This is a genomic window from Cnuibacter sp. UC19_7 (assembly GCF_042699995.1).
GTDB lineage: Bacteria > Actinomycetota > Actinomycetes > Actinomycetales > Microbacteriaceae > Cnuibacter.
Map to the genome: position 1 here is coordinate 2,055,645 of NZ_CP170560.1, position 21,166 is coordinate 2,076,810.

Below are 21,166 nucleotides of genomic sequence, written 5' to 3' on the forward strand. Positions count from 1 at the left end.
CGTGGCCGCCGTCAGACGGAGGCCGGGCCGTAGCTGTAGTCGCGGGGGATGACGATGAGGGGGGTGGGGATGCGTCGCATCAGCCTCTGCGCGGTGCTGCCGATGAAGACGCGGCCGCGGGGGGCGAGCCGGCTCGAGCCGACCAGGGCGATCTCGCCGTCGATCCAGTCGACGCGGGTGACCGCATCCTCGAGGTCGGCGCCGCCGACCACCTCGACGGTGGTGGCCTCGCGGGCGAGCACCTCCTCGGCACGGGATCCGAGCGCCTCGCCGCCGAAGCGGCGGACCTGCTCGGCGGCCTCGTCGACGACGGTCTCGGTGGTCTCGTCGGCCGGCAGGAGGCTGAGCAGCCGGAGCGGCACGCCGCGCCGATCGGCCGCCTCCACCGCGGTGCCCACGACGGCGGCCGCGCCGGGGCGGGTGCCGTAGACGGCGGTGACCCGCGTCACGCCGGTGGTGTGGCCGTAGCCGACGGGCGCCAGCGCGACGGGCACCTCCGACGAGTGCAGCAGGGCGTTGGCGGTGCTGCCGATGGCGATGGCCTGCAGCAGCGGGTTCGACCGGGCCCCGATGACGATGACGGAGGCGCCGTGCTCGGCCACTGCATCCAGGAGCCCGCTCGCCTCGTCGTCGGCGGCGCGCAGCTCGGTGCGGGCACGGATGCCGTCGGGCACGCAGGCGAGTGCCTCGCGTTCCCAGGTGGCGACCCGCTCCCGCACGATCGGGTCGTTCACGTAGAGGCCCGACTCGGCGCCGCTGTACGGCGAGGGCTGGCGGAGGATGAGGGTGATCACCAGCTCGGCGTCGGCGTGACGCGCGAGCGACGTGGCGAGGGCGAGCGCCTCGAAGCCGCGGTCGTCGGCGGTGTAGCCGACGATGAATGTCTGAGGAGCGTGGACCGCCCCGACGTCGCTGTCCATGCGGGCCATTGTTGGACATGCGATCAACAGAGCGCAAGTCCGACGTACGATGTCGGCATGACGACGACGTCGCCGGGCCGCTCGACCAGACGGCGTCTGCAGCCTGCGGAGCGGGTGGCGCAGATCGCCGCGACGGCCGAGGAGGTCGCCCTCTCGGAGGGTCTCGCCGCGATCACCGTGCGGTCGGTGGCCGCGCGGATGGGCGTCGCGCCCTCACTGGTCGCCCACTACGTGCCGAGCATGGATGCGCTGGTCGCGGCCACATTCGACCGCGTGGCGCGCCGCGAGATCACGACGATGTCGGCTCTGCTGGAGTCGGCGTCGACACCGCTCGAGCAGCTGCGGCTGCTGGTGGGCGTGGTGGCGGCGCCGGACCGCGAGGACGTCCCCCTCTGGTCGGACGCGTGGAGCCTGGCCCGCCGCAACGCCCCGCTCGCGGCCGCCGCCCGCGACCGCCTCGACGCGTGGCAGGGCGTCGCGAGCGCGATCGTCGCCGCCGGTCGCGCGTCGGGCGCGTTCCCCTCGGGCGATCCCGAGCACGTGGGCCTGGTGCTGTTCGCCCTCATCGACGCCACCAACGCCTACAGCCGCGTCGCGTACCGCACCGACGCCGAGCGCTCCGCCCTCATCCGCACCGCCGTCGCCGGCGCCGTCGGCCTCGACGCGAGCGCCCTCGGTTCCTGACGCCCGCGGCTTGCGAAGTCGAATGATCCTCACTCAAGCTAGAGCTCATGCGCGCTCTGCACCCCATCACGCCTGCTGATCTTCCCGAAGTGCTCCTCCGGGTCTCTCTCGCCCGCCCGGTGCATCTCTGGGGCGCCCCGGGCATCGGCAAGACCTCGATGGTCGAGTCGTTCGCGCATGATCTCGGCATGGACTGCGTGACGCTCATGGCGACTCAGCTCGCGCCGGAGGACATCGCGGGAGTGCCTCAGCTCGTGACGCGAGACGATGGCATCACGTTCTCTCGTTTCGCGCCTCCAGAGATGCTCGTGAGGACTGACCCCTTCGTCCTGTTCCTCGATGAGCTGAACGGGGCGAGGCCCGAGGTTCAGAAGTCGCTCTACTCCCTGGTGCTCACCGGTCGAGTCGGTGAGTACCGCCTCGCCGCCGGGAGCGTGGTGATCGCCGCCGGGAATCGAGCGACCGACAGCGCGGCCCTGAAGCCGATGCCGGCCCCCCTGCTGAACCGCTTCGTGCACATCCACCTCCGCTCCTCGGTGGACGATTGGCTCGCATGGGCCGTCCGAGCGCAACTCAACCCGCTCGTGGTGGAGTACATCACGCACCGCCCCGACCACCTCCATGTCGAACCGCCCAAGTCGGAGGAGGCCTTCTCCTCGCCGCGGTCGTGGCATGCTCTGTCCGATGCGCTGACTTCGTGGGGTGACGGCCCTGATGTCCAGACGGTCGCCATGCTCGCCTCGGGCTGCGTGACGGCGACGCATGCCGCCTCGTTCGCGGCCTGGTACAAGATGCGTGCCCGAGCCAGTGACCTCGAGTCGATCATCCGAGGCGATCTGCGCTGGCCGGTCGACGTGGCCGACCGCGATCTGCTGCACTTCCTCGCTCTGTCCTTTCGAGCCCGCCTGTCCAAGGACCTCCCCGCCGATGTCCGCCACGCGTCGCAGGGCGCGAAGCAGTTCGCGATCCGCGCGAAGGACCTGTTGATCGAACTGGCCGACGTCTCGCTCGAGATCGCCCAGATCGTGGTCGCGCCCGATGAGTCCGGGACGTCGGTCCTGCCCGCGTGGTTTCTCGCGGAGCTCGTCCGAGACGTGCCCCGCCTCGCATCGCAGCGGTCGAGCTGATGCCCCGCGGAAGGGGTCAGTCCGAGCAGGATCGTGGGCTGAAGTCGGTCATGGCGGGATGGGACGCCGTGTGCCGACATCCCGTGTTCGCGCACATCGCTGAGCGCGTGACCGTCACTCGGCAGGCGGGCAGGCATCCCGACGAAGGTTGGGCACAGGTGAATCCGGGCTCGGGCGAGATCGTCGTCGATCCTCACCGGACGGCCGGCGTCGCGGAGTGGACGTGGGTGTTCGCCCATCTGGCGCTTCATCTGGGTTTCGGTCATCTGGATCGCCGAACCCACTTCGCCTCACGCATCGAGTCCACTGCGGCGGATGTCGAAGTCGATCGGCTCCTGAGCTCCCTCAAGATCGGAAATCCTCCGTTCGAGCTGCCCAGCGTCTTGCCTGCCGGGCCGCCCGACAGGCTCATCGCGGAATGGCGAAGGAGCGGGGTTCCGAACGGACTCGAATCGTGCGGCGTCGCGGGCACCGCGCCGTGCATCATCGAGCGCCTTCGCCCAGGGGGAGCGAGTCCCGACTGGGAGGGGCTTCTCGCTCTCGGTCTGACGGATGCGGTCGCAGCGGCCTTGGACGTGGCGGGCGGGGCGAGACACTCCCTGAGCGACGTGACCGGTCCGATGCCTGCGTGGGAACGCGCGCGACGATGGTTCCTCTCGGCGTACCCGTTGCTGGGCGCGACCATGTCGACTCTCGAGGTGGTCGCAGACGCAGACCTGTGCCGCGCCTGGGACATCCCCATCGCAGCGGTCGACCCGGTGGCGGGTGAGCTCTTCGTCAACCCGCTCGCTGTCTTCTCCGACCACGAGTGGCGGTTCATCCTGGCCCACGAAGCCCTCCACGCGGCGCTGTCGCACCACACGCGTACGGGAGGTCGAGATCACTATCTCTTCAACCTGGCGACGGACTTCGTGATCAACGGCTGGCTCATCGAGATGGGGGTGGGTGAGATGCCGCCCGGCCTCCTCTACGATCCCCAGTTCGCTGGGCAGTCGAGCGAGGAGGTGTACGACCGGATCGCCACGGAGTCACGCCGTTATCGAAAGTTGAGCACTCTGAGGGGTCGCGCCCGAACCGACATCCTCGACTCGGCCGCAAGGCAGTCGGGCGTGGGCGTCTCGGTCGATCTCGACGACCTGCTCCGACGCTCGCTCGCGACGGGTCTCGATCTTCACCTCGCCGAATCGCGCGGTCGGGTGCCCTCCGGGCTGATAGCCGAGATCCGAGCCCTAGCGCAACCGCCCATACGCTGGGACGTCGAACTGGCCCGGTGGTTCGACGAGATGTTCCCCGCCCTCGAACCTGTCCAGACCTACGCTCGTGCGTCACGGCGACAGTCGGCCACACCGGACATCCTGCGGCCGGGCTGGTGGATGCCCGACGTGCCTACCGTCCGCCGGACCTTCGGCGTCGTTCTCGACACCTCGGGATCGATGGATGTCCAGCTCCTCGGAAAGGCACTGGGTGCGATCGCCTCGTACGCTCACGCGCACGACGTGCCCGCCGCCCGTGTCGTGTTCTGCGATGCTGCGGCGTACGATGCCGGCTATCTGGATGCAGCCGACATCGCCGACCGGGTCCGCGTGAGGGGTCGGGGCGGCACGGTGCTGCAGCCGGGCGTCGACCTGCTCGAGAGAGCCCCGGACTTCCCCGCCGACGGCCCGATCCTGGTCATCACCGATGGCCTCATCGACGTCGTCCGGATCCGTCGGACACACGCATTCCTCATCCCGACGTGGGCATCGCTGCCGTTTCGCCCGCGCGGGCCCGTCTTCCGTCTCTCATGATCCGGACGTAGCACAGGGCTCACCTCACACAGCGAAGGCGGCGACCACCTGGCCCGTGCCGGAGACGGCGACCGCGCCCTCCGCGGGGGCGATCACCACCGCGTCACCCGGGGCGAGCTCCTGCGCCTCGGCGGGGGTCGCGACCTGCACGCGCCCGCTCACGCCGAGCACGATGGCGGGGCCGTCCGAGGTGATCGGGAGCAACGCCGTCGCCCCTTCGAGGGTCGCGGAGACCAACCTGAGCGGGCTCCCCTCCGGGGCGATCGTCCGCACCGGACCGTCGACGAGCGGCCGCTCGACCGCGACGGAGCGGTCGAAGTCCGTCGCCGCCAGGAGGGCAGGGCGGTCGACGTGCTTGCGGGTCAGCCCCGCGCGCACGACGTTGTCGGAGTTCGCCATCAGCTCCACCGCGATGCCGGAGAGGTAGGCGTGCGGCACCCCGGCGGGCACGAAGAGCGCCTCGCCGGGCTCGAGCGTCCACACCGAGAGCAGCAGCGGTGCCAGCGCGCCCGCGTCCCCGGGGTGGTGTCCCGCGAGCTCACCCACGGTGGCGGCCAGCTCGTCACCGCGAGCCATCACCTCCTCGATGAGCGCCCCCGGATCATCGTTCGCGAGCACCAGCGCCTCGAAGGCCGAGCGGAACGCCCCCTGGTCCCCCGACCGCAGCCGCTCGAGCACCGCGGGAGCGGGCGACGACTCGAGCCCCGCCAGCAGAGCGACCGCCTCCTCGAGCGGCCGGAATCCCACCATCCCGCGGAACGGCGTCACGGCGAACACCATCTCCGGCTTCGCGTGCGGGTCCTTGAAGGTGCGGTGAGGCGCATCCAACGGCACACCCGCGCTGTTCTCGTCGGCGAACCCCGCAGCCGAGAGCGCGGTCGAGGGATGCACCTGCAGCGAGACGGGCTGGCCGGGGGCCAGCAGCTTCAGCAGGTAGGCCAGCTCCGACGCACCCCCGGGGAAGTAGTCCCCGGCCCGCTCGGCGAGCACCCGGTCCAGTGTCTCGCCGGCCGCCGGCACCGGGCTCGGGGCGGTCGGATGCGCGCCGTACCAGACCTCCGCGATCGGTCGTCCGTCGGGCTCCCTCCCGAGCAGGGCGGGGATCGCCTCGCGCGAACCCCAGTCGTACGTCTTCGCGACTCCGTCGATCCGCAGCATCCGGGGCCTCAGTGCTCGCTCGTGGAGGGCATGAAGCGGATGAGGGCGCGCACGAACCAGCCCGGCCTGCGGTTGCGGATCTCCGCCCGGTTCTTGCGGACGACCGCCCAGCGGACCACGTGGGCCCCGATCCAGCGGATCGGCTCGGGCGGCAGCGTCGCCGGGTCGGGCTGGTCGATGAGGCGGCTGCGCCCCCATTCGTCATCGTCGCCCGCGAGCATCGAGGCGATGATGCGGGAGCACGCCGGGATCTGCGCGAGCGCGGTCCCGTTCCAGCCGTAGGCGTAGAACACCGAGCTCGCGCCGCGGAGCCGGCCGATCTGAGGGATGTGGCTCGGCACGCAGTCGATGCCGCCGGTCCACGTGTACTCGATCGGCGCATCCGCGAGCTGCGGGTACACCCGTCCCAGCTCGGCCACGGCGAGCGGCGCCCCCTCCGGTCGGCGGTTGAAGGCCGCGGTGACCCGGTCGCGGAACAGCGTGCGCCCGCTGCCCCGTCCGAAGACCACGCGACCGTCGGAGGTGCGCTGGTAGTAGAGCACCTGCTGCTGCGCGTCGCAGATGGCCTCGCCACCCTGCCAGCCGAGGGCGTCGAGACGGTCCGGGATGGGGGCGGTGGCGACGACCTCGCTGTCGACGACGAACATGCGCTTCCTCAGCTCGGGGATCGACGACGCCCAGATGTTCGTCGCCAGGAGCACCCGATCCGCGTCCACCGTGGCGCGGTCGGTCATGACCCGCGCCCGCGCCCCGTCGGTGACGGAGCGGACGGGCGTGTGCTCGTACACGGCGACCCCGAGACGGTCGGCCCAGCGCGCGAGCGAGCGCATCATCCGACCGGGATGGAGGCTGCCGCCGCGCTCCTCGACGACGCCGACGTACGAGGCGCTCGGACCGACGCGCTCCGCGAGGTCGGCCTTGCCCAACCGCGTGTAGGAGTCCTCCCCCACCGCGGCCCCGCGAGAGAGCGCCTCGTCCCAGGCCCCCTCCTGCGCCTTCGAGCTCGCGGTCCAGACCCAGCCGTCGAGGCGGAGGTCGAGGTCGAGCTCGCCGTCCTCCTGCAGCTGCCGCAGCTCGTCGATCGCGTCGGCCGATGCGCGGGCGAGCCTCAGCGCCTCCTCCTCGCCCACGACGGCGGAAAGCTGGTCGAGGCGCTCGAACCAGGAGTGAACCTGGCCGCCGTTGCGGCCGGATGCGCCCGATCCGCAGGTGTTGGCCTCGAGAACGGCGACCGAGAGCTCCGGATGCGTCTGCCGCAGCCGGATGGCGGTCCACAGCCCGGTGAGGCCGCCGCCGATGATGGCGACGTCGACCGAGAGACGACCGGCGAGCGGGGGGAAGGTGGGGGCGTCGGCGTGGGTGTCCTGGAGCCAGAAGGCCTGGTCCTGCAGCAGTGGCTCGACGGGGGTGCGGAGGCGATAGGTGGTCATGGTGTCCGTCTCGTCTGGGCGCGCGAGAGCGCGCGGAGGGTCGGGGAGAGTGCGGCGCGGACGCCGAGCGGCACAGAGGCCGAGCGGCCGGGGCCGAAGGAGGGGTGAGGCCGTACGGGCCGGAGGTCAGCGGCGCAGCACGTTGAAGCTGAAGATGTCGCCGCGGTGGTAGTCCTGGGCGTAGAGGGTCGGCTCGCCGGCGATCGAGTAGGCCGTCTCGGTGATGTAGATCCACGGCCCGAACCCGCCGAGCGAGTACTTCGCCGCGGGCGTCTCGGGCATCTCGACGGCGTGGATGGCGGCGGTCGAGAACGACAGCTCGCGCCCTTGATCCTTGAGGAACGTGGTGAGCGAGCCGGTCCAGTCGACGTGCTTGATGGGGCCCGGAACCTGCGACCGCGCGATCGTGCCCACGCTGTAGATGAGGGGCGAGTCGCCCTCGGAGCGCAGGCGCTCGATCCGCACGACCCGCTCGTCGTCGGCGAGGCCGAGCGCCTCGCGCTCGTCGAGGTCGGGGTCGTCCTCCTCGACCGACAGCACGAGGGTCTGGGGCGAGTAGCCGAGCTCGCGGAGCATGTCGGTGGCCGACTCGAACCGCGTGATGGGCCGGTTCACCTTCGCCGCCGAGAGCGACGTGAGGTAGCGGCCGAGGCCCGGGCGCACCTCGACGATGCCGTCGTGCTCGAGCAGCTTCAGCGCCTCGCGCGCCGTGCTGCGCCCCACGCCGAACTGCTCGACGATCTCGGGTTCCGACAGCACGCGGTCGCCCGGCTTGGCTCCGTTGCGCTCGAAGTACTCCACGAGGGCGTCCCGCACCTGCACGGACATCAGCCTCCGGACGATCGGCGTCTCGATCACGCGCCTGCCCCTTCTCGCTCGACCAGCGGGACCTGTTCGAACCCTCCCCAATGCTGGCAGGTCAGGGCGGCCACGCGCGATCCTTCTGCCATGCAGACCTCGACGTCGTCCCCGTTCGCGAAGCGGTGCACGAAGCCGGCGATGTAGCTGTCGCCCGCGCCGGTGGTGTCGACCACCTCGATCGGCTGCGCCGCCGCGTCCCACCAGCGCTCGCCGTCGAAGGCGATGCTGCCCGCGGGGCCGCACGTGACGACCGCGAGGCCGGCGCCTCCGGCGACCGCCTCCCGCGCCAGGCGCTCCGCCTCGGGACGGTCGTCGCCCGCCGAGCAGAAGGCGACGTCGAGGTCGGCGTATCCGGAGCTCACGGCGCAGTCCTGGGTGACGAGGACCCCGCGCGCCCGCAGCTCGCGGCGGATGCGGTCGGCGAACGGGTTCATGCCGATGTGCACGAGACAGCGACGCCCCAGCACGTCGAGGTCCGCATCGCTGGGCTGGTAGTCGGCCGAGGTGGCGAAGTCCTCGAAGAAGATCACCCTCTCGCCGTCGTCCTCGACCCGGATCTTCGACACCGAGGTGATCCCCGGCAGCTCGACGAGGAGGGATCTGTCGACCCCTTCGTCCTCGAGCGTGCGGCGGATGCGCTCGCCGTCCGCATCCGGCCCCACGGCCCCGGCGTACGCGACGTCGGCGCCGAGGGTGCGGAGCTTGACAGCGACGTTCACCGCGTTGCCGCCGACGAAGCTCGTCAGGTCGGCGCCGTAGTACTGGTCGACCGTGTTGTCGCCGATGGTGGCCAGCCCGGAGTGCTCCGTCTGCTGGTGGTGCATGCTCATCTACTTTCCGATCCCGTCCGACAGCCCTCGGATGAAGTATTTCTGACACAGGAAGAACAGGGCGATCATCGGCACCGCGGCGATCGTCATCCCGGCGAACACCGAGGGGAAGTCGGTGACCGCCCTCGACGACAGGGTCGCGAGCCCCACGGGCAGCGTCTTCAACGAGTCGCTGCCGATGAAGATCAGGGCGAACAGGTACTCGTTCCAGGCGAACAGCACCTGCAGGATGACCGCCGACGTGATGATCGGCGCCGACATGGGGAGCACGATCCGCCAGAAGATCTGCGAGCTGCGCGCCCCGTCGAGCACGGCCGCCTCGTCGACCTCGATCGGCAGGTCGATCATGTACGACCGGATGAGGAAGGTCGTGAACGGGATGCGGAACGCCGTGTAGAGGATGATGAGCGCCCAGTAGGTGTCGTAGATCCCCCATCCCTGCAACAGCTTGACCAGCGGGATGACCGCCACGGTGGGCGCCAGCATCAGGCCGCCGATGATGACGTACAGGATCGGCTTGCTGAACGGGATGGTGATCCGGGTGAGGCCGTAGGCCGCCCAGGCGCTCAGCAGCGTGGTCGCGATGACGCTCGCGACCGTGACGATGATGCTGTTGAGGAAGTAGTCCCCCACACCGCCCGCGAAGGCCCTCCCGTAGCTCGAGAAGTCGAGCTCGGCCGGCCAGCCGAAGGGGCTCGAGAGGATCTCGCTGTTCGACTTCAGCGAGCTCAGGGCCATCCAGAGGATGGGGTAGAGCACGATGATGGCGAGCGCCGCGAGCACCCCGATGAGCAGCAGGCGGCCGACGATGCGACCGAACCCGAGGGCACCGACTGGCTTCGGCCGCCGACGGCTCGGTGGGGACTGGGTCGCCCCCAGGGCTGTGGTGACGGCCATCAGACCCTCCTCCTGTTGGCGTAGACGACCTGCGCGATGGCGAGGGCGAGCGTGATCACGAACATGACCACGGCGATCGCCGCCGCGTACCCGAAGTCGTTCTTGACGAATCCACTGCGGTAGAGCCAGGTGCCGAGCACCTGGGTCGAGTTGTCCGGCCCGCCGCCGGTGGTGACCATCACCTCGTTGAACACCTGGAAGGCGCCGGAGAGGGTGACGATCATCATCAGGGCGGTCATCTCGCGCACCAGCGGGATGGTGATCGAGAAGATCCGGCGGAACGGGCCGATGCCGTCGAGCGCGGCCGCCTCGTAGATCTCCTGCGGGATGCGCTGGATCGCGACGGCGAACAGCAGCGCCGAGTAGCCGAAGCCCTGCCACTGGCTCATCATGATGATCGCCGTCATGGCGGTCTTCGGGTCTCCCAGCCACGCCTGCTGCAGCGAGTCGAGCCCGAGGGCGCCGAGGACTCCGTTCAGCAGACCGCCGTCCGGTTGGTAGATGAACGTGAACAGCAGCCCGATCACGGTGAGCGACATCGCCGAGGGGATGAAGTACACCGATCGGAGGACGGCCCGCCAGCGGTGGCTGCGCAGGCTCTCGATGATCGACGCGAGCACGAGCGCCAGGAACACCTGGAACACGATCGAGATCACGGCGTAGAGCACGTTGTTCCCGAGCGCCCGCCAGAAGATCGGGTCGCCGAACAGCTTGACGTAGTTGTCTCCGCCGACGAACGTCTGCTCACCGGTGAAGATGTTCGACTGCTGGAAGCTGTACCCGAAGTTGAGCACGAGCGGGTAGTAGACGAACAGGAACAGGACGACGAGGCCCGGCAGCACCCAGACGAGCCCGCTCCAGCGGCGCCCTCTGCGGCGGATGCGCGGGGTGGCCCCGCCGGTGCGCTCGTGCGCACCGGCGGCGGAGGAGGCTCGCGTCAGTTCGAGCCGGTTCTCCTGGCCGACGATGACCCCCTCCGACACGGCTCAGCCCTTCGCCTGCTCGGACGCCGCCTTCACGCCGTCCATGACGTCCTGCGGAGTGCGGTCACCGGAGATCAGGCCCTGCACCCCGGAGAGATACGCGTCGGCCACGTCCGGCACCGTGACGGTGTCGAGCCAGATGGAGAGGCTGTTCGCGTCCTGCAGCACGTCGATGCTCTCGCGCAGCTGCGGTGTCGAGTTCTCGTCGGTCAGCGAGTCCTTGACCGGGCTCGGGATGCCGAGCTCGGCGGTCAGCGCGGTCGCGTTGGCCTTGTCGGTGACGAACTTCATGAAGTCGACCGCGAGGGGCAGGTTCTTCGCCTTCGGGTTGATGAGGAAGCCGTCCGGTGCGCCGGTCAGCGCTCCGAGGTCGCCCTGGGCGTCGGATGCGGCGGGCAGCTTGAAGATGCCCCATCCGTCGTTCGCGGCGACCGAGCCCTCAGGCACGGTGGCGCCGAACTCGAGGTTCTCGACGTAGAACATCGCCGCCTGCCCGGCGCCGAAGGCGTCGCGCTGCGAGTAGTAGTCGGAGCCGTTCGCGCCCGATCCGGTGGTCGTGCACTGGTCGATGATGTCGGAGAACTGCTCCAGCGCCTTCACGTAACCGGGGTCGTCCCAGGTGGCGGTGTCGGGCTTGTAGTCGGCCGCGAGCACATCGGCGGGGACGTCGTAGCTGTTGAGCTGGGTGATGTAGTGGATGGCGGGCCAGCCGTCGACGTTGCCGAACGACATCGGCGTGATGCCTGCCGCGGTGAGCGTGGAGCAGGCCTTGAGGAGCCCGTCGAGGTCGGTCGGCACTTCGACGCCGGCCTGCTGGAACAGCTTCTCGTTGTAGACCATGAACTTCGCGTCGAGTCCGAACGGGATGCCGTAGGTCTTGCCGTCCTTCGACAGTGCGCCGATCGCGCTGGGCGCCATCGTCTGGCCCCACTCGGTGTCGGGGCCGATCACGTCGGTGAGATCGAGCGCGACACCGTTGTCGTAGAACTGCTCGGCGTAGTTGCCCGGCCAGGTGAAGTACACGTCCGGAAGGCTCTGCGACGCGGTGAGCGTCTTGATCTTGTCCTTGTAGCCCTGGTCCGACTCCTGCTGGAGCTCGACGGTCACGCCGGGGTGCGCGGCCTCGTACGCGGACTTCATCTCCTGGAAGAAGGCCTCGTAGTTGCCGGCGTAGCGGGTGATGACGCTGACGGAGCCGCTGTAGTCGACGTTCGACAGGTCGACGTCGGCGGTGGCGGGCGAGCCGCTGCCGCCGCCGCTGCAGCCGGCCAGGGCCATCATGGCGATGACGCCGCCCGCTGCGAGCGCGGTAGTCCTTTTCCTCACGTCTTCGTTCCTCTCTGAATGATGGTGCGGTGGAAGTGGTGCGGGTCGGTGCTCGGGTGCTGACGGAAGCGGCCGGCTCGTGTGGTGGTCGAGCCGGCCGCGGCCCGACTAGTAGACGAGCTTCTTGTAGTAGCGACGGGTGGTGAGCGGGTGGTCGCGCAGCACCTCGAGGTGGGCGCTGAGCCGCTCGAACACGGTGGCGAGCAGGATCGGCGAGATCAGGCTGCGGGTCGACTGCGAGATGCCGGGCAGCTCGAAGTCCTTGGTGTCGAGGATGCGCACCTTCTCGGTGAAGCGGGGGGCGAACTCGATGACCCGGTCGACCAGTCCGCGCGACTCGTCCTCGCCGTTCAGGATGATGATGCTCACGCCGTCCTCGAGCAGCTCGAGGGCGCCGTGGAAGAAGTCGGACGCGTGCACCGGTCGGGTGCGGATCCACTGCATCTCCTCGAGGATGCACATGCCGTAGTAGTGCGCCTCGGGCCAGGTCGACCCGGCGCCGGTGATGAGGTGGTAGTCCTCGTCCTTGATCGTCTCTGCGAGCTCCGCGGCGCGGTCCTCGAAGGAGGCCTTCACGTCGACGAGGAGGGCGGGGAGCTGCTTCAGCTCGGCGACGGTCTCGTCGTAGGCGTCGTACTCGCCCCGCGCGCTCATGAGCGCGAGCGCCACGAGGAGGGTCTCGAGGTAGAACATCTCCGACGACGTGTCGTCCTCGGCGAAGGTGGTGAAGTTGTGGTCCGCGATCTCCGCGAGCGGGGTGTCGGCGTGACCGGTGAAGGTGATGATCGTGGCACCGGCCTTCTTGGCGTACTCGAGCGCCGCGATGGCCTCCTTCGTCGTGCCCGAGAGCGACGGGGTGACGACGATCGACTTCTCGCCGAGGCGGGGGTTGCCGCGCTCGACGAGCTCGGCGCCCATCTCGTAGTACACGGGGAAGAGCGACTTGGCCTGGAGCAGCTGGAACGCGGGCTGGGTGAGGAACATCACTCCGCCGGCACCGAGGAAGAAGAGGTTCTCCGCTCCGCCGTTCACCAGGTCGGTCACGACCTCCTTCAGACGGGGCTCGACTGCGAGAGCGTCCGACTGGATCCTGACGAATCTGTCGACATCGAAGTTCAGCATGGGGTTCTTTCGTTCGTGGTTCGTGTCCGAGGTTGTCTGACATCTGCTTGGACCCTTCAGACGTCGTGATAAGAATGCAGACACGCGACAGCGCTGTCAAGGGCCTCCGCGGCCCCGAAACACACTCTTCACACGCTCGAAACGCCGGACCCGGGGTTGACGCCCCGCCCCCGCCCGTGCATCGAGTGCTCTCTTCTGCACCTGCCGCGCGAGGGGGGCACGGGTACGCTGGGCGGCGGTCGATCTAGGACGAGGAATCATGATGTCGGGAGCACGGATACGGCGAACCCACGGTGCGGCCGAATACCCGGAGCTCGTGCGGATCTGGCGGAGCGCCATCGACGCGACGCACGACTTCCTCACGCCCGACGACCGCGATGAGATCGAGGCGAGACTCGCGTCGGACTACTTCCCCGCCGTCTCCCTGCGGGTCGCCGAGCGCGACAGCCGCCCCGTCGGGTTCTCGGGCGTCGCCGAGGGCCGGCTCGAGATGCTGTTCGTCGCCGCCGACGAGCGCGGCCGCGGCACCGGCACGATCCTGCTCGACGACGCGATCGGCGAGTGGGGCGTCTCCGCGCTCGACGTCAACGAGCAGAACGCCCAGGCTGTGGGCTTCTACCTGCACCGGGGCTTCGTCGTGGTCGGGCGCAGCGACACGGATGAGGCCGGTCGCCCCTACCCGCTCCTCCACCTCGGCCTGCCCCGCACCTAGCGCACCCTGTTCGCGCCACCGCGTCAGGACAACGAGAGGAGTGCCCAGAGCTCGGCGCGGGCGGGGAAGGACTCGAGGTCGAGATCGAGGCGGGCGGCGAGGCGCTCGACGCGCGTGCGCAGGCTGTGCCGGTGCATCCCAGCGGCCTCGGCGGCCGCCTCCCAGCGGCAGCCGTGCTCGAACCAGAGGGCGGCGAGGCGCAGCGACTCCTCGCCCTCCTCGGTGGTGCGCACCTCGGCGAGCCGGAGCCGCGCCACGGCGGGGAGCCCGCTGCCCGCGAGGACGTCGAGGAGGCGCCCCGCGCTGGTGTCGGCGAAGCCCACGACCGCGCTCTCGCCCGTGCGCTCGGTCGCCGAAGAGGCCGCCGCGAGCGCGGCCCGCGCCTCCTCGAGGGCCACGTCGACGCGGTCGATCGGATGAGGCGCCGACAGCCCCGCCACGGCACCCTCCGCCGCCCGACGCAGCCACTGCTCTCCGTCGGGCGAGGCGACGGCGACCGCGACGAGCTCCCCGTCGAGCGTGGCGGCGACGCGGGTGCGCGTGGCGGTACGGGCGGTGCGCTGCAGCCGTCGCCGCACCTCCTCCGCGGAGGCGCCGGCGCAGACGAGCACCACGACCGGCGACGACGGATCGACGGCGCCGATGTCGACCGCGCCCGCCCTCGTCGCCTCCGCGAGCAGGGCTGCGGTGAGGTCCGCCTCTCCGCGCACGAGCAGCCGCACGGCATGGGCGCCCAACGCCCCGAGCGCCGCGCTGTCGGCCGCATCCCGCTCTCGCCCCACCTCCACCAGCGCCGCCCCGGTCATCATCACCGCACGCGCCGGGGCATCGAGGGGCGCAGACAGCACGAGCGCGAGCGCCCCGAGCGGCCGGTCGCCGCGGCCGAGCGTCTGCACCACGATCTCGCGCCCGCTCACGCTCTGCGCCGCGCCGGCGCGCCGACCGCGGCCGAGCAGCGTCCGCACGTCGGCCTGCGCCGCATCGACGACCCGGTCGGCGATGCGAGCGGCGGGATGCTGCTCGACGAACTCGCCCTCGGCGTCGTAGAGCAGCACGGCTCCGTCGAGCTGGCGCGCGGTCTCGCGGATCGCGGCCGAGACCCCGCCGCCCGAGACCGCGGCGAGCGAGATCGCCTGCTGCGCCGCGAGCGCCCACTCGTCGCGCGCCGCGGCCTCGCGTGCGATCTCGCGTGCCGCCCAGGTGATGATCGCCACGAACGGGACGTCGTAGGGCACCTCGACGAGCGCCATCCCCTGCGCTCGACACGCCTCGAGCAGCTCGGGCGGCGTGCCCGTCGTGACCACCTCGGTGCCGAAGCCGATGCCCACGACTCCGGATGCGGTGAGCCGCGCGACGTAGTCGTCGTAGCCCCCTTGACCCGACACATCCTGGAACTGCTGGCCCGTGGTCAGCACGAACTGGTCGGGCAGGAGGAACGGGCTCGGGTCGGCGAGGTCGGAGCTCGACACCCAGCTCAGCGGGTCGTCGAGCCGATCGGATGCGGTGAGCAGCTCGACCCGGAAGGCTGGCTCCGAGAGCATCCGGCGAAGGGTGGGCTGCACCCTCCGATCGTAGCGCCGGAACGGCACCCTGATGGCAGGTCGATGCCATTCCGGCAGAGACACCGGATGCCCGGCGGACCTACCGTTGCTGCAACCCCGCGCAGCGGAACCCGCGCACGGACCCACCCGCGACAGCGCCAGCAGACAAGGACGACCGCATGACCTTCGCACCCGTTCTCGATTCGCCCGCCGACACCACCCCCGTCGGCGGACCCCAGCTCCCGCAGGAGCGCCGCCTCGTCACCGAGATCCCCGGACCGCTCTCCCGCGAGGTGCTCGCCCGCAAGGCGGCCGCCGTGCCGAACGGCGTGGGCGTGACCCTCCCGATCGCCGTCGTCGCCGCGGGCGGCGGGGTCGTCGTCGACGTGGACGGCAACTCGCTCATCGACCTCGGCTCGGGCATCGCCGTCACCGGGGTGGGCAACGCCGCCCCCGAGGTGGTCGCCGCCGTCACCGATCAGGTCAGCCGCTTCACCCACACCTGCTTCACCATCACCGCGTACGACGGGTACATCCGCGTCGCGGAGGCCCTCAACCGACTCACCCCCGGCGACCACGACAAGCGCACGGCGCTGTTCAACTCCGGCGCCGAGGCCGTCGAGAACGCCGTGAAGATCGCCCGGGCGTACACCCGCAAGCAGGCCGTCGTCGTGTTCGACCACGCCTATCACGGCCGCACCAACCTCACGATGGCGATGACCGCCAAGTCGATGCCCTACAAGAGCGGATTCGGTCCGTTCGCCTCCGAGGTCTACCGCGTCCCCCTCTCGTACCCGTTCCGCGACGGAGGCCTCTCCGGTGCGGATGCCGCGGCCGCGGCGATCTCGCAGATCGAGAAGCAGGTCGGTGCCGCGAACCTCGCGGCCGTCGTGATCGAGCCCATCCAGGGCGAGGGCGGCTTCATCGAGCCCGCACTCGGCTTCCTCCCTGCCATCGCGGCCTGGGCGAAGGACAACGGCGTCGTGTTCGTCGCCGACGAGATCCAGACCGGGTTCAGCCGCACCGGCCACCTCTTCGCCAGCGAGCACGAGGGACTCGTGCCCGACCTCATCACCACCGCGAAGGGCATCGCCGGGGGCCTGCCGCTGTCGGCCGTGACCGGCCGCGCCGAGATCATGGATGCCGCGCACGCCGGCGGACTGGGCGGCACCTACGGCGGCAACCCGGTCGCCTGTGCCGCGGCGCTCGCCTCGATCGACCTGTTCGAGAACGGCGGGCTCACCGAGCGCGCCCGCGAGATCGACGTGGTGCTCCGCGGCGCGCTGAACGCCCTTCGCGCAGCCGACGACCGCATCGGCGACGTCCGCGGACGCGGCGCCATGATGGCGATCGAGCTCGTCGAGCCCGCGACCGGCGCCCCGGATGCGGCGCTCACCGCGAAGATCGCCGCGTTCGCCCACGCCCACGGTGTCGTGCTGCTCACCTGCGGGACGTACGGCAACGTGATCCGCTTCCTCCCGCCGCTGACCATCTCCGACGACCTCCTCCGCGAGGGCGTCCGGGTGGTGGGCGAGGCTCTGGCGGCGACCCCGCGATGACCGACACCGAGGCGCGGCCGACGACGTCCGCGCTGCCCACCACCGTGCTCCCCGCCACCGCGCAGGCCGCCGGCGCACAGCCCGCCACCGAGTCGAGCGTGCTCGACGACGCGCGCCACCAGCTGGCCGAGGCCATCTGCATCCTGGGCTACGACGAGGGCCTCCACTCCGTGCTGGCCACACCCCGCCGCGAGATGACCGTCGCGGTGCCCCTCCGCCACGACGACGGCCGCCACGAGGTGTTCATCGGGCATCGCGTGCAGCACAGCCTCTCGCGCGGACCCGCCAAGGGCGGCATCCGCTACAGCCCCCACGTGTCGCTCGACGAGGTGCGGGCGCTCGCCATGTGGATGACGTGGAAGTGCGCCCTGCTCGACGTGCCCTACGGTGGCGCGAAGGGCGGGGTCGCCCTCGATCGCAGCGCGCTCAGCCTGCCCGAGCTCGAGCGGGTGACCCGCCGGTTCACGAGCGAGATCCTCCCGATCATCGGGCCGGAGCGCGACATCCCGGCGCCCGACATCGGCACCGACGAGCGCGTGATGGCCTGGATGATGGACACCTACTCCGTCGCCTCGGGCTACACCGTGCCCGGCGTCGTCACCGGCAAGCCGCTGAACCTGGGTGGATCCCGCGGGCGCGCGTCGGCGACGTCCCGAGGGGTGGTGCACGTCGCGCTCCGTGCCCTGGAGCACGCCGACATCACCGGGTCGGAGCGCACCGCAGCGGTGCAGGGCTTCGGCAAGGTCGGCCGCGACGCAGCGCGGTTCCTGTCCGAGGCGGGCATCCGCGTCGTCGCCGTGAGCGACCAGTACGGTGCCGTCTACAACGACGGCGGGATCGACATCGGCGAGCTGTCGCTGCACGTCGACCGCACCGGCGGCATCCCCGGGTTCATCGGCGGCGACGTGCTGCCGCCGGCCGACCTCCTGGAGCTCGACGTCGACCTCCTCGTCCCGGCCGCCGTCGAGAGCGTGATCACCGCCGAGAACGCGCCCCGCGTGCGGGCGCGCGTGGTGGTCGAAGGCGCCAACGGACCGACCACGACCGAGGCCGATCGCATCCTCGCTGAGAGGGGCGTGCTGGTCGTGCCCGACATCCTTGCCAATGCAGGGGGCGTCGTGGTGTCGTATTTCGAGTGGGTGCAGGGCAACCAGTCGTACTGGTGGCACGAGCACGACGTCGAGGTGAGGCTCGCCGAGAGGATGAGCCGGGCCTGGGACGACGTGACCGGCACCGCTCGGGCTCGCGGGCTCTCGCTCAGATCTGCAGCGATGTGCCTGGCCGTCGAGAGAGTCGCAGACGCCCACCAACTGAGAGGACTGTACCCGTGACCATCACCACTCCGACCGCATCCACCGAAGCCGCGCTGCTCGAGAAGATCCCGACGGGCCTCTACATCGGCGGCCAGTGGGTGGAGGCCTCCGACGGCGGCACCTTCGACGTGAACGACCCGGCGACGGGCAAGACGCTGCTGACCATCGCCTCCGCCACCCCGGAGGACGGCAAGGCGGCGCTCGACGCCGCCGTCGCCGCGCAGGACTCGTGGGCGGCGACGCCCGCGCGCACCCGCGGCGAGATCCTGCGCCGGGCGTGGGAGCTGCTGCAGGAACGCAAGGACGAGGTCGCCCTGCTCATGACGCTCGAGATGGGCAAGCCGCTGGCCGAGGCGTACGGCGAGGTCACCTACGGCGGCGAGTTCCTGCGCTGGTTCAGCGAGGAGGCCGTGCGCATCTCGGGTCGCTACGGCTCGAACCCGGAGGGCACGGGGCGGATGATCGTCACCCACCACCCGGTGGGCCCGTGCTTCCTCATCACGCCGTGGAACTTCCCGCTCGCCATGGCCACCCGCAAGATCGCGCCCGCGCTCGCCGCCGGCTGCACCGTCGTGGTGAAGCCCGCCGCGCTCACCCCGCTCACCACCCTGCTGTTCGTGCGCATCCTCGAGGATGCGGGTGTGCCGGCGGGCGTCGTCAACGTCGTGCAGACCACGGCGTCGCGGGCCGTGAGCGCGCCGATCATCGCCGACCACCGCCTCCGCAAGCTGTCGTTCACCGGATCGACCGAGGTGGGGGTGGCGCTCCTCAAGCAGGCGGCCGACAACGTGCTGCGCACCTCGATGGAGCTCGGCGGCAACGCGCCGTTCGTCGTCTTCGACGATGCCGACCTCGACAAGGCGGTCGACGGCGCGATGGCGGCGAAGTTCCGCAACTCCGGTGAGGCCTGCACCGCCGCGAACCGCTTCATCGTGCACGAGTCGGTGGCCGAGGAGTTCGCGGCCCGCGTCGCAGAGCGCGTGGCGGCCTTCAAGGTCGGGCGCGGCACCGAGGAGGGCGTGAACGTGGGCCCGCTCATCGACCAGGCCGCCGTCGACAAGGCACGCTCCCTCGTCGAGGACGCCGTCGCGCGCGGCGCGTCGGTGCGCACCGGCGGCGAGGCGGTCGAGGGCGACGGCACCTTCTTCCAGCCCACCGTCGTCTCGGGCGTCACCCCGGGCAGCGAGATCCTCAGCACCGAGATCTTCGGGCCGGTGCTGTCGATCATCCCGTTCACCGACGAGGACGACGCCGTGCGCCTGGCCAACAGCACCGAGTTCGGTCTCGCCGCCTACGTCTACACGAAGGACCTCGCCCGCGGGCAGCGCATGATCGACCGGCTCGAGACGGGCATGCTCGGCCTCAACGCCGGCGTCATCTCGAACGCGGCCGCGCCCTTCGGCGGCATCAAGCAGTCCGGGCTCGGCCGTGAAGGCGGCGTGGAGGGCATCCACGAGTACCTCACCACGAAGTACACGATGACCCCGAACCCCTCGCTCTGACGCTCACGGGTCGATTCAGGAGACACTCATCACCATGGAACACATCGAGAGAGACGTCGTCATCGTCGGCGCCGGCGCGACCGGGCTGAACGCCGCGTATCGGTTGCAGCAGGCGGGCAAGAGCGTGATCGTGCTCGAGGCCCGCGACCGCGTCGGCGGGCGGCTGTGGACGAACGCGATCGACGGCCAGATGTACGAGATCGGCGGTCAGTGGGTCTCGCCGGACCAGACCGAGCTGATCGGCACGCTCGACGAGCTGGGTCTGGAGACCTATTCGCGCTTCCGCGAGGGCGAGAGCGTCTACGTCACGCCCCAGGGCGAGGCGAAGCGCTTCACCGGCGACATCTTCCCCGCCGGCGAGCACACCGAGTCCGAGATCACGCGGCTCATCGAGATCCTCGACGAGCTCGTGGCGCAGACCGACCCGGCCGCGCCATGGGAGCATCCGCGGGCGAAGGAGTTCGACCACATCTCGTTCCGGGCCTGGCTCGAGAACGAGAGCGACGACTCGGAGGCCGTGGAGAACATCTCCCTGTTCATCGCGGATGCGATGCTCACGAAGCCCTCGCACTCGTTCTCGCTGCTGCAGGCGCTGCTGATGGCGGCCAGCGCGGGCAGCTTCAGCCACCTGGTGGATGCCGACTTCATCCTCGACAAGCGCGTGGTCGGCGGTCTCCAGTCCGTCCCGCTCGCCCTCGCGGAGCGGCTGGGCCGCGACGTCGTCCGGCTCTCGCAGCCGGTGCGGTCGATCTCGTGGGGCTCGCTCGGCGCCGTAGTGCGCAGCGACGAGCTCGAGGTCGCCGCCGGTCAGGTCATCGTCGCCGTGCCACCGAACCTCTACGACCGGATCGACTACATCCCGGCCCTGCCGCGACTGCGTCAGCAGCAGTTCCAGCACCAGTCGCTCGGCCTCGTCATCAAGGTGCACGCCACCTACGAGACGCCGTTCTGGCGGTCCGCGGGGCTGTCGGGCACGGCGTTCAGCCCGTACCAGCTGGTGCACGAGGCGTACGACAACACCAACCACGGCGAGAGCCGTGGCACCCTCGTCGGCTTCGTGTCGGACGAGAAGGCGGATGCGGTGTTCCAGCTGTCGGCCGAGGAGCGGAAGCAGCGCATCCTGGAGTCGCTGGCGACCTACTACGGTCCTGAGGCGCTCACCCCGGCCGTGTATTACGAGAGCGACTGGGCGGCCGAGGAGTGGACGCGCGGCGCCTACGCCACGAGCTTCGACCTCGGCGGGCTCACCCGCTACGGCGCGATGCAGCTCGAGCCGATCGGCCCCCTCCGCTTCGGATCGAGCGACCTCGCCGCGGAAGGCTACCAGCACGTCGACGGCGCGCTCCGGGTGGGCAAGCGCCTGGCCACCGAGATCCTCGCCCTCGACGGCGCGGACCAGTAGACGAGAGGATCG

At 70.5% G+C, this 21,166-nt stretch carries 18 protein-coding genes; 8 read left to right on the top strand and 10 right to left on the bottom strand.

Going from position 1 to position 21,166, the window contains the following annotated elements:
• Window positions 1–11: 11 nt before the first annotated feature.
• On the bottom strand, window positions 12–920 hold the full coding sequence (locus ACFJGV_RS09690) for a universal stress protein (RefSeq protein WP_378143689.1): 909 nt from the start codon (window positions 918–920) through the stop codon (window positions 12–14).
• A gap of 57 nt (window positions 921–977) precedes the next feature.
• Between ACFJGV_RS09690 and ACFJGV_RS09695 the strand changes: the two genes are divergently transcribed.
• The 3 genes from ACFJGV_RS09695 to ACFJGV_RS09705 all read left to right on the top strand — a co-directional run bounded on the left by ACFJGV_RS09695 (window position 978) and on the right by ACFJGV_RS09705 (window position 4,518).
• The gene (locus tag ACFJGV_RS09695; protein WP_378143690.1) at window positions 978–1,604 is read left to right on the top strand and encodes a TetR/AcrR family transcriptional regulator; all 627 of its coding nucleotides are present in this window, start codon (window positions 978–980) and stop codon (window positions 1,602–1,604) included.
• Between the two features lie 47 nt (window positions 1,605–1,651).
• Window positions 1,652–2,731: an ATP-binding protein gene (locus ACFJGV_RS09700; protein WP_378143691.1), complete on the top strand. Its 1,080-nt coding sequence runs from the start codon at window positions 1,652–1,654 to the stop codon at window positions 2,729–2,731.
• Between the two features lie 83 nt (window positions 2,732–2,814).
• A complete protein-coding gene (locus ACFJGV_RS09705) occupies window positions 2,815–4,518 on the top strand; it encodes a hypothetical protein (protein WP_378143692.1) in 1,704 nt (567 codons plus the stop codon).
• A gap of 24 nt (window positions 4,519–4,542) precedes the next feature.
• Here the strand turns inward: ACFJGV_RS09705 and manA are convergent, their stop codons facing one another.
• The 8 genes from manA to ACFJGV_RS09745 form a co-directional block, all read right to left on the bottom strand.
• The gene (gene manA / locus ACFJGV_RS09710; protein ID WP_378143693.1) at window positions 4,543–5,676 is read right to left on the bottom strand and encodes a mannose-6-phosphate isomerase, class I; all 1,134 of its coding nucleotides are present in this window, start codon (window positions 5,674–5,676) and stop codon (window positions 4,543–4,545) included.
• Window positions 5,677–5,684: 8 nt separating this feature from the next.
• On the bottom strand, window positions 5,685–7,106 hold the full coding sequence (locus tag ACFJGV_RS09715) for an NAD(P)/FAD-dependent oxidoreductase (protein ID WP_378143694.1): 1,422 nt from the start codon (window positions 7,104–7,106) through the stop codon (window positions 5,685–5,687).
• Between the two features lie 126 nt (window positions 7,107–7,232).
• Window positions 7,233–7,964, bottom strand: coding sequence for a GntR family transcriptional regulator (locus ACFJGV_RS09720; RefSeq protein ID WP_378143695.1), 732 nt, complete (start codon window positions 7,962–7,964; stop codon window positions 7,233–7,235).
• Window positions 7,961–8,797, bottom strand: coding sequence for a PfkB family carbohydrate kinase (locus ACFJGV_RS09725; RefSeq protein WP_378143696.1), 837 nt, complete (start codon window positions 8,795–8,797; stop codon window positions 7,961–7,963). Before ACFJGV_RS09725 ends, ACFJGV_RS09720 begins: the two co-directional genes overlap by 4 nt.
• A complete protein-coding gene (locus tag ACFJGV_RS09730) occupies window positions 8,798–9,694 on the bottom strand; it encodes a carbohydrate ABC transporter permease (protein ID WP_378143697.1) in 897 nt (298 codons plus the stop codon). It abuts the gene before it with no gap.
• Window positions 9,694–10,677, bottom strand: coding sequence for a carbohydrate ABC transporter permease (locus ACFJGV_RS09735; protein WP_378143698.1), 984 nt, complete (start codon window positions 10,675–10,677; stop codon window positions 9,694–9,696). The genes ACFJGV_RS09730 and ACFJGV_RS09735 overlap by 1 nt, the downstream gene beginning before the upstream one ends.
• Before the next feature lie 3 nt (window positions 10,678–10,680).
• Window positions 10,681–12,003: an ABC transporter substrate-binding protein gene (locus tag ACFJGV_RS09740; RefSeq protein ID WP_378143699.1), complete on the bottom strand. Its 1,323-nt coding sequence runs from the start codon at window positions 12,001–12,003 to the stop codon at window positions 10,681–10,683.
• Between the two features lie 108 nt (window positions 12,004–12,111).
• Complete coding sequence (locus ACFJGV_RS09745; protein ID WP_378143700.1) at window positions 12,112–13,125, bottom strand: SIS domain-containing protein; 1,014 nt, start codon at window positions 13,123–13,125, stop codon at window positions 12,112–12,114.
• A gap of 262 nt (window positions 13,126–13,387) precedes the next feature.
• Between ACFJGV_RS09745 and ACFJGV_RS09750 the strand changes: the two genes are divergently transcribed.
• Window positions 13,388–13,837: an acetyltransferase gene (locus ACFJGV_RS09750; protein ID WP_378148685.1), complete on the top strand. Its 450-nt coding sequence runs from the start codon at window positions 13,388–13,390 to the stop codon at window positions 13,835–13,837.
• Between the two features lie 23 nt (window positions 13,838–13,860).
• Here the strand turns inward: ACFJGV_RS09750 and ACFJGV_RS09755 are convergent, their stop codons facing one another.
• Window positions 13,861–15,399, bottom strand: a complete 1,539-nt coding sequence (locus tag ACFJGV_RS09755; RefSeq protein ID WP_378143702.1) for a PucR family transcriptional regulator ligand-binding domain-containing protein — start codon at window positions 15,397–15,399, stop codon at window positions 13,861–13,863.
• 158 nt (window positions 15,400–15,557) lie between these two features.
• Between ACFJGV_RS09755 and gabT the strand changes: the two genes are divergently transcribed.
• From gabT to ACFJGV_RS09775, 4 genes are read left to right on the top strand one after another with little or no spacing between them, the layout of a single operon-like run.
• Window positions 15,558–16,937 carry a 4-aminobutyrate--2-oxoglutarate transaminase gene (gabT, locus tag ACFJGV_RS09760; protein WP_378143703.1) on the top strand — a complete coding sequence of 460 codons (1,380 nt, stop codon included), beginning with the start codon at window positions 15,558–15,560 and terminating at the stop codon, window positions 16,935–16,937.
• Window positions 16,934–18,268: a Glu/Leu/Phe/Val dehydrogenase gene (locus ACFJGV_RS09765; RefSeq protein WP_378143704.1), complete on the top strand. Its 1,335-nt coding sequence runs from the start codon at window positions 16,934–16,936 to the stop codon at window positions 18,266–18,268. Before gabT ends, ACFJGV_RS09765 begins: the two co-directional genes overlap by 4 nt.
• A complete protein-coding gene (locus ACFJGV_RS09770) occupies window positions 18,265–19,752 on the top strand; it encodes an NAD-dependent succinate-semialdehyde dehydrogenase (RefSeq protein ID WP_378143705.1) in 1,488 nt (495 codons plus the stop codon). The genes ACFJGV_RS09765 and ACFJGV_RS09770 overlap by 4 nt, the downstream gene beginning before the upstream one ends.
• A gap of 34 nt (window positions 19,753–19,786) precedes the next feature.
• Window positions 19,787–21,154 (top strand): flavin monoamine oxidase family protein, encoded by a 1,368-nt coding sequence (locus ACFJGV_RS09775; protein WP_378143706.1) that lies wholly within the window; start codon window positions 19,787–19,789, stop codon window positions 21,152–21,154.
• Window positions 21,155–21,166 lie beyond the last annotated feature (12 nt).